Genomic DNA, 13,166 nt, shown 5'->3' with positions numbered 1-13,166 from the left:
CGGCAGCGTATTCCTTACTTTAACTAAGAGGCAATTCCATGTCTGATTTTATCCTGAAAGCCAGCGTTCGTAACGACCTGGGGAAAGGTGCGAGCCGCCGCCTGCGTCGTGCGAACCAGCAAGTGCCGGCCGTTGTATACGGTGGCGAGAAAGGCGCGCAGTCTATCTCCGTAGAAAAAACCGCTTTCTACAAAGCGATTGAAGACGAGTCTTTCTTCTCCTCGGTCATCAAACTGATGATCGAAGGCAAAGAAGAGMAAGTCGTTGTTCGTGATCTGCAGCGTCACCCCTTCAAGCCGCTGCTGACCCACGCCGACTTCCTGCGCGTTGATGCGACTCACGAAATCACCATGAACGTGCCGCTGCACGTGACGGGCGAAGAGACGTGTGTTGGTATCAAAGACCAAGGTGGTGAACTGCACGTACTGGCCAACGAAGTTGCCATCAGCTGCTTGCCGAAAGACCTGCCTGACTATCTGGAAGTCGATATCAGTGCACTAGAACTCGGCACTACGCTGCACCTGTCTGACCTTACCCTACCGGCTGGCGTCACCTCGGTTGACCTGTCCCACGGTGAAGAGCACGACAATGCAGTACTCAGCATCACCAAAGTAAAAGTGCGTGTTGAAGAAGATGAAGACGGTGAAAGCGAAGGTGAAGAAGACACCAGCGCCGAGTAATCACTCCCCGTTAAACATCCCATAGGGTCATGCCTGCATGACCCTTGCGATGCGAAGATGATGTTAGAATCAAGCGCCTCGGCGCTTGATTTTTTTTAGCGCCGTCGCTGGCGCAGCGTCAACCGTCTTCTAGGTAATGTTGGTCTTCTGGATATTCTGTACGAGGTGGGAAGATGAGCCAGGTAACAGCCATTATTGGATTAGGTAACCCCGGCGCAGAGTATGCCGCCACGCGCCATAACGCCGGCTTCTGGCTAGTAGACGCTATTGCGCAAAGCGCCCATGCAGAGCTGCGCCCGGAAAAAAAGTTTTTCGGCCACTACGCAAAGGTGCGCCTAGGCGACCATGAGCTGCACCTGCTCAACCCCGCCACCTTTATGAATCGCAGTGGTGCCGCGGTAGCCGCCTTGAGCCAGTTCTTCAAGCTTGCCCCTGAAAACCTGCTGGTCGCCCACGACGAGCTCGACCTCCCCCCCGGCCAAGCACGCTACAAAACCGGCGGCGGGCACGGTGGCCACAACGGCCTGCGCGACATTATCAGCGCCCTAGGCGGTGAGAAGCAGTTTCACCGGGCACGGATTGGCATTGGCCACCCCGGCGAAGCTCGCCAAGTCACGAACTATGTATTGGGGCGGCCCGGCAAGAGCGAACACGAAGCCATCGTTCGCGCCCTGGATGAATGCGTCGCCACACTACCTTTAGCGCTCGCTGGCGACTGGGCCAAAGCCATGAATCAACTACACAGCTTAAAACCCGACGCGTTAAGTCGGTAGCTGCCAGCTAGCTCATCTCGTAGAATGGCGGTTACGTTTACACCCTCTTTTCAAGAACATTTTCTCAGGAACATTTTATGGGTTTCAATTGCGGCATCGTCGGTCTACCCAACGTCGGTAAGTCCACGTTATTCAATGCCCTGACCAAGTCAGGCATCGATGCAGAGAACTTCCCCTTCTGCACCATTGAGCCGAACGTGGGTATCGTTCCGATGCCGGATCCGCGACTTGATAAGCTCGCCGAAATCGTCAAGCCGCAAAAAGTACTGCCCACGACCATGGAGTTCGTCGATATTGCCGGCTTGGTCGCCGGGGCCTCCAAAGGCGAAGGTTTGGGCAATAAATTCCTGGCCAATATTCGTGAAACCCAGGCGATAGCCCATGTGGTGCGCTGCTTCGATAACGACAACGTTATCCACGTAGCCAACCAGGTCGACCCCCGTGCCGATATCGAAACAATCAATTTAGAGTTGGCGCTTGCGGACCTTGATACCGTCGAAAAAGCTAGCCAGCGCTTGGTTCGCTCAGTAAAAGGCGGCGACAAAGACGCGATAGCTACCAAGGCCATTCTGGATCGTATCCAGCCCCACGTTGCGGAAGGCTTGCCGCTACGGAGCTTTGGGTTAAGCGATGATGAGCAACGCCAAGTGAAAAGCTTCGGTTTTTTGACCCTGAAACCGACCATGTATATCGCTAACGTCAACGAAGACGGTTTTGAGAACAATCCCTACTTGGATATTGTGAATGAAATCGCCGCTGAAGAAGGCGCCCTGGTGGTGCCCGTGTGCAACCAGCTGGAAGCCGAAATCGCCGAGCTGGATGACGAAGAGCGCTCGATGTTTTTAAGCGAGATGGGCATGGATGAGCCAGGCCTTGATCGCGTGATTCGCGCGGGCTACTCACTGCTGGGTCTGCAAACCTACTTCACGGCCGGTGTTAAAGAAGTGCGCGCCTGGACAGTCAAAGAGGGCGCCACAGCCCCAGAAGCCGCTGGCGTGATTCACACCGATTTTCAAAAAGGCTTTATCCGCGCCGAAGTGGTCGCCTATGAGGATTTTGTATCGCTAGGCGGCGAGCAGGGCGCTAAAGATGCTGGCAAGTGGCGCTTGGAAGGCAAAGAGTACATTGTCAAAGACGGCGATGTGGTGCACTTCCGTTTTAATGTGTAAACGGCAGTCCTTATACGAACAGTAATAAAACATTGACGAAAGGCGGGGTTATCAGTATCATTCGCCCCCGTTGAAAGGCTACGTAGCTCAGCTGGTTAGAGCACATCACTCATAATGATGGGGTCCCCTGTTCAAATCAGGGCGTAGCCACCAACGACGTATTTAAGAACATCCGCACTTAAGAACATAGAAAAGCCCGCCGACCTTGTCAGCGGGCTTTTTGTTTATGTGCGGCAGAGGGATCAGTTCAGCTTTGCACGATTTAAGAACCCTACCAGCGCGCGGGTTAGATACTCGACATCTTGAGTGCCAGCGGTTTCCCGAATCGAATGCATCGCCCATTGAGGCMCCCCTACATCAATGGTGGGCACCCCCAACTCAGTAGCGGTGATCGGGCCTATCGTACTTCCGCAGCCCATATCCGCCCGGGTAACAAACGCCTGCACGGGAACGTCCGCCTCTCGGCATACATCGCGAAACAGCGCGCCCGTCACGCTATTGGTAGCGTAGCGCTGGCTCGCATTCACCTTGATGACCGGGCCGCCGTTAATCGCCGGGCCATGGCGCTCATCGTGCTTATCGCGAAAGTTAGGGTGTAACGCGTGGGCGTTATCGCAAGAGATCATCAACGACGATTGAATCAGCTGAATGAGCGATTCTTCACTTCCTATTTCACTCCCCCTGCCGCCGACTTGAGCATTAATGCGCCTCAGCACATCCGCCAAGAAAGGGCCTTGGGCACCACAGGCGCTGGCACTGCCGACTTCCTCATGGTCATTGGCTACCAGCAACGCGCCTTGACTGCCGTCGCAATCCAGAAGCGCTTCTAAACCAATGAAGCAGGAAAGCAGGTTATCCAACCGCGCGCTGGCCACCAGCTCTTGCTTAACACCAACCAGTGACGGCGACTGAACATCGTAAAAGCCTAATTCAAAATCAACCACTTCCACTGCCCGCAGGCCGTGCTGCTCTTCCAACCACTGGGCCAGCAACTCGGCTAGCGTCGCCGTTTCGCTCTGCATTAACACTGGCGCCATTTGCGTCTGCGGATTCAGCGGGCGGCCACTATTCACGTCCCGATCAAGGTGAATCGCCAGGCTCGGCACCATGGCAATCGCCCGGTCGACATTGAGCAATACGCTTTCCAGATGGCCGTCGGCATGGCGCACATGCACCCGCCCAGCCAACCCCAGGTCACGGTCAAACCACGGCGCCAATAAAACACCGCCGTATACTTGCACGCCTAATTGCAGCCAACCCGCTGAGCATTGAGTGGCATTAGGCTTTAGATGCAACCCCGGGCTATCAGTGTGGGCACCGATCATACGCAGCGCGGTTAATTCAGACTCAGGCAGTTGAAACGCAATAATCGCAGAGTCATTCCGGGTAACGTAGTAGCGCTTGCCCGGCGTGAGCTGCCAATTAGCCCTCTCTTCCAGTCGCTGAAAGCCGGCTTGCTCCAATCGCGCAGCCATATTGCCCGCCGCATGCCACGGAGTTGGTGATTGGCGCAGAAAATCGCATAACCGCGTTAAACGATCAGCGTTGAAAGTCTCCGACATGGAAATCCTCATAACAGTAATGATTGAGTCTCATAGTGCAAGTGACCTGCTACAATACTCCCTCGACCTACGCAACTCATGGGTCATATGCGGGTCTAGGGAAGAATGAGTGTACACAAATCCGGGAGAGCTTGACTGATGAGCTTGTTTGCAACGCTTTCGCGTTCGGTCGCCCTGGCTGTCATGCTGGTCATCACCAGCCCAGCCGCCTTAGCGCAACTTGAACCGACCGATGAACAACGCCAGGCGGCAGTGGAAATTGCGGACTCGCTCCGCTACGGCCACTATGCTGATATTACTTTTGACGAAGCGTGGTCGCAGGATGCCTTCCAACGCTATCTGGACATCCTGGATGGCCAGCGCGCCTACCTGCTGCGCAGCGACATCGAGCCTTATCGCCACTTAGAGACGAGCATGGCCGACGCCCTTTTCAATGGCGAGCTGGATGATGCCTTCAACCTCTACAACAGCTTCAGTGACCGACAGCGAGCGCGCCTTGAGTCACTACTTGCGCAGCTTGATGAAGGCCTGAACTTTGACTTTGATAGCAACGAGCGCCTAGAGATTGATCGTGAGGAGGCCCCCTGGGCATCCCGGCAAAGCGAACTCGACGAGTTATGGCGCAAACGGCTCAAAAACGATGCTTTAACGCTGGCCTTAACCGATCTGGATAACGAACAGATTGAAACCAATCTGCGCCAGCGCTACGAAGGCCAATTGACGCGGCTGGAGCAAACCGAATCTGAGGACGTGTTTGGCGTCCTGATGGCGGCCGTCACTAGCAGCATCGACCCACATACAGGCTACCTCTCCCCCCGCCAGGGCGAATCCTTTGATATCCAGATGAGCCTCTCTCTTGAAGGCATTGGCGCCCTGCTTCAATCAGATGGCGAGTACGTAAAAGTCTCCAGCCTAGTACCCGGCGGCCCGGCAGAACGCGCAGGCGTATTGGAACCCGCTGACCGAATCATCGCCGTGGGCCAGGAAGAGGGCGAGATGGTCAATGTGGTCGGCATGCGCCTGGACAACGTGGTGGACCTGATTCGCGGCCCCAAAGACTCGGTTGTCCGCTTGGATGTGGTACCCGCCCAAGCGGTGGATACAACACGGTCGCAGATAGTTGAGATCACCCGCGATACCGTTAGCCTTGAAGACCAGGCAGCCAGCAGCGAAGTCATTGAAGTTGAACGCAACGGCGAACCTCACCGCCTAGGGGTGATTAACATCCCAACGTTCTACGTCGATTTTGATGCCTGGCAAGCGGGTGAAGAGGAGTATCGCAGTACTACCCGCGATGTCGCCAAAGAAGTCGAGCGCCTTAAAGAAGAGGGCGTGGAAGGTATCGTGCTTGACCTGCGCAACAACGGCGGCGGCGCGCTGCAGGAAGCCAATTCGCTCATTGGCCTGTTTATTGACCGCGGCCCTACCGTACAGGTACGCGATGCACAGGGGCGTATTCAGCTCTATGGCGACAGCGAAGCAGGTACGCTCTATGACGGCCCACTAGGCGTGCTGGTCAATCGCCTCTCCGCTTCTGCTTCTGAGATTTTTGCGGGGGCGATTCAAGACTACGGTCGCGGCCTTGTTCTGGGCACGCAAACCTTCGGCAAAGGCACCGTGCAAACCCTGAACGAACTGAGCCATGGGCAGATTAAACTGACCCGCGCCAAGTTCTATCGCATCTCTGGCGACAGCACCCAGAACCGTGGTGTTGAGCCGGACATTCACTTCCCGACGCTGATTGACCCCGAACGTATTGGCGAAAGCAGTCTGGATAATGCGCTCGCCTGGGACAACGTTCAGGACGTTCAGTACCGTCGCTATGGCGAGCCGGAAACCGTGCTGGACAAACTGATTACCCAGCACGATACGCGCGCCGAGGATAATCCCAACTTCCGCTACCTGGAGCGCCAGTCCACACTGGCCCGTCAGTTACGCGAGCAGCACACCAGCGTTAGCCTAAATCGCGAACAGCGTAAGCGCGAAATGGAGGCCCAGGAAGCCGAGCAGCTCTCGCTGGAAAACCAACGCCGCCGCGCACTAGGGTTAGAAGAGTTGGATGAGTGGATGGACGCCCGAACAGATGTCACCGCGGGGCTCGCGGAAGAGACAGATGATGCAGAGGCATCGGCTGGAAACGAAGAGGACGAAGCACTAGCAGTTGATCGTGCCTACGTGCTTGAATCTGCTGAAGTCTTACTTGACTACGCCCACCTGCAAGATACTCAGCGGCTAGCAGCCAAACGCTAATGACACTCCATTAGACAATACGCTGAGTTCAAAAGCGCCGCCCCCTTCTCAGGGGGGCGGCGTTTTAGTTTCAACTGTTTTAGGTTCAGCATAGCGCAGCAAGGCGGGCAGGCCGATCGCCCATTTTGGTTAAGCGCTTAGTGAGCGCTGCCAACTGAACGGCACTGCCCTGGCTACCCGCGCGAATAATCTCAAGCGCCCAGGCAGGTAACTTGGGAGCAAGCCGGTAATAGACCCACTGCCCTTCGCGCTGATCACTTAACAGCCCACACTGGCGCAATTGAGCCAGGTGGCGCGATACTTTAGGCTGCGACTCCTGTAGCGCATGGGTCATTTCGCACACGCAAAGCTCTTGCTCTTGGGCGACCAGGAGCACCAGCATCAAACGAGTCTCATCGCTTAAACATTTAAATACTTGCAGCGCCTCGGGCGCGTTGACGTTGCCTACCATGAACTTCCCAAACCAATGGATGATCCGCGTAGTTTACGTCACTGGAGAGACTAACGTTAAGTGCCAAGCAAAATAGCTGGCAACTCCAATTAGCGCGCAAAATAGGAAAACCATTAGCATTTAGCTAACTGGCACTATTATAAAGAGAGGGAGTAAAACTAGATGGCTCCTCGAGCAGGACTCGAACCTGCGACCCAATGATTAACAGTCATTTGCTCTACCAACTGAGCTATCGAGGAACAACGCACTACCCAAAACGACGTGTCGAAAAGGCAGCTAAACAGACACTAGCAGCACAACTTGGCTCCTCGAGCAGGACTCGAACCTGCGACCCAATGATTAACAGTCATTTGCTCTACCAACTGAGCTATCGAGGAACGTTGTGGTGTTTAAAGCGAAGCCAGCCTGCTGATAAACATCAGCAAGTGATTGGCTCCTCGAGCAGGACTCGAACCTGCGACCCAATGATTAACAGTCATTTGCTCTACCAACTGAGCTATCGAGGAACTGCTCAAACACGGTGCGTAGTATACCCATAGAAACGTGAGGGTCAAGTATCGATTATGGATGAACGCTAGCCGCTGGTTTCTTCAATCCGTATAATGCAGCCACTAACGATAGCGGTTCGGACATCACCATTGCCGACCGCGCGATAATACTCCATTCATCCTCGTCCCCCGACGACTCATAGATGACAGGTACCGATGGCGAAGAAGCTCTTCATCAAAACGCACGGCTGCCAAATGAACGAGTACGACTCCTCCCGCATGGCGGATCTGCTCGGCGAATCTCACCAGCTCGAACTCACTGATAATGAGCGTGAAGCCGATGTCATTCTGTTAAACACCTGCTCGATTCGCGAAAAAGCGCAGGAGAAAGTTTTTCATCAGCTGGGACGCTGGAAAAAACTTAAGGACGCCAACCCGAACCTAGTGATTGGCGTTGGTGGCTGCGTGGCGAGCCAGGAAGGCGAAGCGATTCGCAAACGGGCGCCCCATGTCGATATGGTATTCGGGCCGCAAACCCTGCACCGCGTACCCTTGATGCTGGATGCCCGTGGCAATAACCAGATTGCAGCGGTGGATGTCACCTTTCCTGAAATCGAAAAGTTTGACCACCTGCCCAAGCCCTCCTCCGACGGTGCAACGGCGTTTGTGTCAATCATGGAAGGCTGCTCAAAGTACTGCACCTTCTGCGTGGTGCCCTATACCCGCGGCGAAGAGGTCTCGCGCCCCTTTGAGGCAGTAATGGATGAAGTCATCCATCTTTCCGACCAGGGCGTACGTGAGATCAACCTGTTGGGCCAGAACGTCAACGCCTACCGTGGCGAGAACCAGCTTGGCGATGAAATCGACTTGGCTGAGCTGATTGCCTGCGTGGCGGCGATTGACGGTATTGACCGTGTCCGCTTTACCACCTCGCACCCGGTAGAGTTTACTGACAGCCTAGTCGACGCCTTCGCCGACATTCCTGAGCTGGTAAGCCACCTGCATCTGCCGGTGCAGTCAGGTTCAGACCGCATTCTTAACGCAATGAAGCGGGGCCATACGGCGGCGGAGTACATTGAGAAGATGGAGCGTATCCGCGCGAACCGCCCGGATATCAGCTTTTCCTCTGACTTTATCATCGGCTTCCCTGGTGAAACAGAAGAGGATTTTGAGGCGACGATGAACCTGATTCATCAGATCGGCTTCGATCACTCKTTTAGCTTTKTTTATTCCGCACGCCCCGGCACCCCTGCCTCTGGCCTGCCGGATGAAACCCCGGAAAGCGTTAAAAAGCAGCGCCTGGCGATTCTACAAGAGCGGATTATTCAGCAAACTGCGCAAATTAGCCGTCGCATGGTAGGTAGCACACAGCGCGTACTGGTTAACGGCTTTTCGCCGCGAGACCCCGGCCAGCTCTCAGGGCGCACCGAAAATAACCGCGTGGTTAACTTCCGCGCTGCCAACCCCACCGAGCTGATCGGCTACTTTGTCGATGTAGAGATCACCGAAGCCTTCCCCAACTCGCTGCGCGGTGAGCTTGCCTCACCCGAGCGCTATTGATCGTTCTCTTATCACAGATCATTGCCCCGCTTCGGGCGGGGCAGTAAGCTGAACGATACATACACTAACGAGGGGTTCCCCACTCTTGAGCCAGCCAACACCTCAGGCCAATCGCATCATCACCTTAAGCCTTGAACCCAATGATCCGCAGCGCCTTGCTAGCCTTTGCGGCCAGCAGGACGAGCATTTAAAGCTGATTGAAAGCCGCCTGGAAGTGACGCTGCGCAATCGGGGCAATGTGTTTCAACTGGCGGGCCCCGCCAACCGCATTAAGGCAGCGGCCAATGTGTTGGAACACCTCTATCGCGAAACGGCATCGAGTGAGCTCGATGCCGACACCGTGCMCCTATTCCTGCAAGAGTCAGGGCTTGAAGCGCTGGAAGAGGAAGAGGACGGCACCGGCAGCAGCGATGAAGTGATCATGCGCACACCGCGCACCATGATAAAGCCTCGTGGCCTCAACCAGCAGCGCTATGTGTCCAGCATCCGCGAACACGACATTAACTTTGGCGTTGGCCCTGCGGGCACGGGTAAGACCTACTTAGCTGTCGCTGCAGCGGTAGAAGCCCTTAACCAGCAGGAAGTTCGCCGTATCTTGCTGGTGCGCCCGGCAGTGGAAGCAGGTGAAAAGCTCGGTTTTCTACCCGGCGACCTTGCCCAGAAAATCGATCCTTATCTGCGCCCTCTGTACGACGCTTTGTACGAAATGATTGGTTTTGAACAAGTGGCAAAACTGATTGAGCGCCAGGTGATTGAGATTGCCCCTCTGGCCTACATGCGCGGTCGTACGCTCAATAACTCGTACATCATTCTGGATGAGAGCCAGAACACCACTCCTGAACAGATGAAAATGTTCCTGACCCGGATTGGTTTTGGCTCCACCGCGGTGATTACCGGCGACGTCACTCAGGTCGATCTACCTAAAGGCCAGCGCTCGGGGCTGATACAGGTGCTCGACGTCCTCAAAGACACACCGGGGATTGGCGTTACCCACTTTGCCGCCAAAGACGTCGTACGCCACCCCCTGGTTCAGCGCATTATCGAAGCCTACGATATATTCGAATCTAACCAGGAAGTGGAAGAGCGCGCCCAGCGCGAAGCGCGCCAGCAAGAGCGTGACGCACGCATGCAGGCACGTGAAGGTTCCTGGGATAGTTCGCGATGAGCGTGCCTTTGAACGACGCGACTATGGGCGATGCCAAGGAGGTCATCGTTGATCGTCAGGCGGCCATCAACGAACCCCAGCTACCCAGCTTGGCACAGCTCACCCACTGGGTGGGCTGCGTGTTTGCCCACCACCCTGACGATCAGCGCCTTGAAGTGACGATTCGCTTTGTGGATGAGCGTGAAAGCCAAACCCTCAACCGTGACTATCGCGGTAAAGATAGCACGACCAACGTGCTGTCATTTCCCTTTGAAGGCCCACCGGGTGTTGATTTACCGCTATTGGGCGACCTGGTGATTTGTCATGCTGTCGTGGCCAAAGAAGCCAGCGAGCAAAGCAAGCCGATTGAGCACCATTACGCCCATATGGTCGTGCATGGCATCCTGCATTTAATGGGCTACGATCATATTGACGATGAGGAAGCCGAAGAGATGGAGCAGTTCGAGCGCGAGCTGTTGGCCGAACTGAACATCCCGGATCCCTACTCTGACGACGTCTAAGCGCCTACAACTTTATTATTTGCTAGCGGCTGCGTTAAATCAGGTAACAATGAATCTGGTACTATCCCCCGCTTCAGTGATAAAACAGCTACTTGTCTGCCCGCAAACGAGAGAATTGACGCATGAGCGAAGACCGATCGAGCAACCCCAATCAAAAATCCTGGCTCGAGAAACTCTTTGGCGCCCTTTCCGGAGATAATGACGAAMCCAGCTCGCGGGATGAGCTGATGACGTTTTTACGCCATACCGCAGGGAAATTAAAGCTGGATCAGGACGCCATCATGATCATTGAAGGGGCGCTTGAGATCAGCGATCAGCAGGTTCGTGAAGTGCTGATACCCCGCTCACAGGTTTCAGCCATCGCCCTGGATCAAACCAGCGACGGCTACCTACCGCTGATTCAGGAAACCGGCCACTCCCGCTACCCGGTGATTGGTGAAAACCTGGATGATATTAAAGGCATTCTGCTGGTCAAAGACCTGCTACCACTGCTCTCGCAAACCCAGGCCCAGCGTGACGCCTTCAAACTCGATGACATTTTGCGCCCGGCGATGTTTATCCCCGAATCAAAACGCCTTAACAGCCTGCTCAAAGAGTTTCGTGACACCCATAATCATATGGCGGTGGTGGTGGATGAATACGGCGGTACCGCTGGTATTATCACCATCGAAGATATTCTTGAACAGATCGTCGGCGACATCGAAGATGAGCACGATACCGACGAAGAGGACGATATCCGCGAGATTGAAAATGGCCGCTTTGCCATTCGCGCGCTAACCCCTATCGAAGACTTCAATGAACGCTTTGACACCGAGTTCTCTGACGAAGAGTTTGATACCGTTGGCGGCCTGGTGATGCAGCAGTTCGGCCATCTACCTCGGCGTGGTGAACACACCGTGCTTGGCGGCTGGCGGTTTGTGATCCTCAATGCCGACACCCGGCGCATTCGTCTGCTCGAAGCCTACCGCGACACCCGTGGTGGTGACGAAGAAGATGATGACCAGGAGAACAAGCCAGCCTAGGCGCATGGCGTCACGCTGCTCGCCCCCCACTCCCTCGTACCTTACCGACGATAGGTTTATCGCTATGGGTCTACCCCCCGCGTTTTTGTTACAGCTGCTTGCCGCCCTGGTGGCGGGCGGCTTCACCACCCTAACGGCCTCCCCTTTTGAACTTTGGTGGCTAGGCCCGGTGGCGATTGGTTTGCTCTATGTTGGCCTGCATACCTTAACCCCCGCCCAGGCGGCTCTTAAAGGGTGGCTATACGGCGTGGCGCTATTTGCCAGCGGCACCTCCTGGGTGTATGTCTCTATCCACGACTATGGCTATACCGGCGTACCGCTAGCGGTATTTCTAACCGCGCTGTTTGTCACTGTTCTGGCACTGTTTTTTGCCGGCACCTTCTGGCTATACCGGCGCTTCACCTCTGCCCGGCTGGCGTTTATCAGTTTTGCCGGTGCCTGGGTACTGGGCGAGGTACTGCGTACCTATCTGTTTACCGGCTTTCCTTGGCTGTTGCTGGGCTCGGGCTATGTCGACTCACCGCTAGCCGCCTGGGCGCCCGTTGGCGGCGTCTACCTGCTTTCGATGCTGGTCGCGCTTAGCGGCGTGCTTGGCGCTGAGCTATTGCTTCGTCGCCAGTGGTGGGCGCTTGCTCCTCTCGCGGCTATTTGGTTAATTCCGCTGGCATTGCCGCAGCTTTGGACCACACCCGTCAGCGACCCCACCCGTGTCGCCTTGCTGCAGGGCAACTTGCCTCAGCTGTCTAAGTGGACGCCAGAAGGCCAGCGTGAAGCCGCCAATACTTATAGCGAACTCACCCGCGAAGTCGCCGACGAGGTCGATCTGATCATATGGCCAGAAACCGCCCTACCGATGATGGAGACTCAGGCCCGCCCGGTATTAGAGCGGGTGCAAGCTAACCTGCCGCCCGACGTCGCCCTACTCACCGGCATTGTTCAGCGCGACGAACAAGAACGCTACTTCAATAGCGTGATTGGCATAGGCGACGTAGAGGGCAGCTACCAGAAAGAGCACCTAGTGCCCTTTGGCGAGTACCTGCCGCTGGAGAGCGTGCTACGAGGAGCGATTAATTTTTTCGATTTACCTATGTCGACATTCACCAAAGGTGAAACAGAACAAACACCGATGCAGGCCGCCGGGATAAATATTGGCAATGCGATCTGCTACGAGATTATTTACCCACAGTTGGTTGCCCGCCGCGCTCAAGACAGCGGGGTAATTATCACGGTCTCTAACGACACCTGGTTTGGCGCATCTATCGGCCCCCACCAGCACCTGCAGATGGCACGGCTTCGGGCGTTAGAGAACGGTCGCTATGTCGTGCGCGCTACCAGTAACGGGATTACTGCGATTATCGACCCTAATGGGCAAATTGTTGAACGTGCACCCCAGTTTGAAACCACAGCGCTGACCGGCGAGTTCTATGCTATGGAGGGCCTGACACCGTTCACCCGTTTGGGTAGTTGGCCTGCTTGGTTGCTGGCAGGCTTGATGCTGATACCGGGCGTAGTAGCCGCACGAGGCACACGTCAGGCGCGAAGCTGA

General features: G+C 55.5%; 11 protein-coding genes and 4 tRNA genes. 10 read left to right on the top strand and 5 right to left on the bottom strand.

Annotation, left to right across the window (positions count from 1 at the left end; all coding sequences use genetic code 11):
- The first annotated feature begins 38 nt into the window (after positions 1 to 38).
- The 4 genes from HALO_RS07570 to HALO_RS07555 all read left to right on the top strand — a co-directional run bounded on the left by HALO_RS07570 (position 39) and on the right by HALO_RS07555 (position 2,775).
- Positions 39 to 680 carry a 50S ribosomal protein L25/general stress protein Ctc gene (locus HALO_RS07570; protein WP_050713274.1) on the top strand — a complete coding sequence of 214 codons (642 nt, stop codon included), beginning with the start codon at positions 39 to 41 and terminating at the stop codon, positions 678 to 680.
- A gap of 173 nt (positions 681 to 853) precedes the next feature.
- Positions 854 to 1,453, top strand: coding sequence for an aminoacyl-tRNA hydrolase (pth, locus tag HALO_RS07565; protein WP_035584538.1), 600 nt, complete (start codon positions 854 to 856; stop codon positions 1,451 to 1,453).
- 77 nt (positions 1,454 to 1,530) lie between these two features.
- Positions 1,531 to 2,622 (top strand): redox-regulated ATPase YchF, encoded by a 1,092-nt coding sequence (gene ychF / locus HALO_RS07560; protein ID WP_035584541.1) that lies wholly within the window; start codon positions 1,531 to 1,533, stop codon positions 2,620 to 2,622.
- 76 nt (positions 2,623 to 2,698) lie between these two features.
- Positions 2,699 to 2,775 (top strand) — tRNA-Met (locus HALO_RS07555).
- A gap of 89 nt (positions 2,776 to 2,864) precedes the next feature.
- On the opposite strand, the gene HALO_RS07550 is transcribed toward HALO_RS07555, so the two are convergent.
- Complete coding sequence (locus HALO_RS07550; RefSeq protein ID WP_050713273.1) at positions 2,865 to 4,184, bottom strand: M18 family aminopeptidase; 1,320 nt, start codon at positions 4,182 to 4,184, stop codon at positions 2,865 to 2,867.
- Between the two features lie 138 nt (positions 4,185 to 4,322).
- On the opposite strand from HALO_RS07550, the gene HALO_RS07545 reads away from it, so the two are divergent.
- Positions 4,323 to 6,434: a carboxy terminal-processing peptidase gene (locus HALO_RS07545; protein ID WP_035584544.1), complete on the top strand. Its 2,112-nt coding sequence runs from the start codon at positions 4,323 to 4,325 to the stop codon at positions 6,432 to 6,434.
- 85 nt (positions 6,435 to 6,519) lie between these two features.
- On the opposite strand, the gene HALO_RS07540 is transcribed toward HALO_RS07545, so the two are convergent.
- The 4 genes from HALO_RS07540 to HALO_RS07525 all read right to left on the bottom strand — a co-directional run bounded on the left by HALO_RS07540 (position 6,520) and on the right by HALO_RS07525 (position 7,391).
- Positions 6,520 to 6,885, bottom strand: a complete 366-nt coding sequence (locus HALO_RS07540) for a metalloregulator ArsR/SmtB family transcription factor (protein ID WP_035584546.1) — start codon at positions 6,883 to 6,885, stop codon at positions 6,520 to 6,522.
- Positions 6,886 to 7,048: 163 nt separating this feature from the next.
- A tRNA-Asn gene (locus HALO_RS07535) sits at positions 7,049 to 7,124 on the bottom strand.
- Between the two features lie 62 nt (positions 7,125 to 7,186).
- Positions 7,187 to 7,262: transfer RNA gene (locus HALO_RS07530), tRNA-Asn, on the bottom strand.
- A gap of 53 nt (positions 7,263 to 7,315) precedes the next feature.
- Positions 7,316 to 7,391, bottom strand: a tRNA-Asn gene (locus HALO_RS07525).
- A gap of 198 nt (positions 7,392 to 7,589) precedes the next feature.
- Between HALO_RS07525 and miaB the strand changes: the two genes are divergently transcribed.
- The 5 genes from miaB (at position 7,590) to lnt (ending at position 13,166) form a co-directional block, all read left to right on the top strand.
- A complete protein-coding gene (miaB, locus tag HALO_RS07520; protein ID WP_050713272.1) occupies positions 7,590 to 8,933 on the top strand; it encodes a tRNA (N6-isopentenyl adenosine(37)-C2)-methylthiotransferase MiaB in 1,344 nt (447 codons plus the stop codon).
- An 85-nt stretch (positions 8,934 to 9,018) separates the two neighbouring features.
- Entirely contained in the window at positions 9,019 to 10,098 is a 1,080-nt protein-coding gene (locus tag HALO_RS07515) for a PhoH family protein (protein ID WP_050713271.1), read from the top strand.
- A 23-nt stretch (positions 10,099 to 10,121) separates the two neighbouring features.
- Positions 10,122 to 10,598, top strand: a complete 477-nt coding sequence (gene ybeY, locus HALO_RS07510; protein WP_035585681.1) for an rRNA maturation RNase YbeY — start codon at positions 10,122 to 10,124, stop codon at positions 10,596 to 10,598.
- A 122-nt stretch (positions 10,599 to 10,720) separates the two neighbouring features.
- Positions 10,721 to 11,620 carry an HlyC/CorC family transporter gene (locus tag HALO_RS07505; protein WP_050713270.1) on the top strand — a complete coding sequence of 300 codons (900 nt, stop codon included), beginning with the start codon at positions 10,721 to 10,723 and terminating at the stop codon, positions 11,618 to 11,620.
- Positions 11,621 to 11,684: 64 nt separating this feature from the next.
- A complete protein-coding gene (gene lnt / locus HALO_RS07500; protein ID WP_035584556.1) occupies positions 11,685 to 13,166 on the top strand; it encodes an apolipoprotein N-acyltransferase in 1,482 nt (493 codons plus the stop codon).

The organism is Halomonas sp. R57-5, from assembly GCF_900070345.1.
Lineage (GTDB): Bacteria > Pseudomonadota > Gammaproteobacteria > Pseudomonadales > Halomonadaceae > Vreelandella > Vreelandella ventosae_B.
The sequence above is the reverse complement of the archived record's forward strand: the minus strand, read 5'-3'. Positions and strand labels throughout refer to the sequence as shown.

Bases quoted from the DNA above. Each gene is read 5' to 3' on its own strand.
- ychF (WP_035584541.1), top strand. From the start codon at position 1,531: ATGGGTTTCAATTGCGGCATCGTCGGTCTACCCAACGTCGGTAAGTCC.
- ybeY (WP_035585681.1), top strand. From the start codon at position 10,122: ATGGGCGATGCCAAGGAGGTCATCGTTGATCGTCAGGCGGCCATCAAC.
- HALO_RS07545 (WP_035584544.1), top strand. From the start codon at position 4,323: ATGAGCTTGTTTGCAACGCTTTCGCGTTCGGTCGCCCTGGCTGTCATG.
- pth (WP_035584538.1), top strand. From the start codon at position 854: ATGAGCCAGGTAACAGCCATTATTGGATTAGGTAACCCCGGCGCAGAG.
- HALO_RS07540 (WP_035584546.1), bottom strand. From the start codon at position 6,885: ATGGTAGGCAACGTCAACGCGCCCGAGGCGCTGCAAGTATTTAAATGT.
- lnt (WP_035584556.1), top strand. From the start codon at position 11,685: ATGGGTCTACCCCCCGCGTTTTTGTTACAGCTGCTTGCCGCCCTGGTG.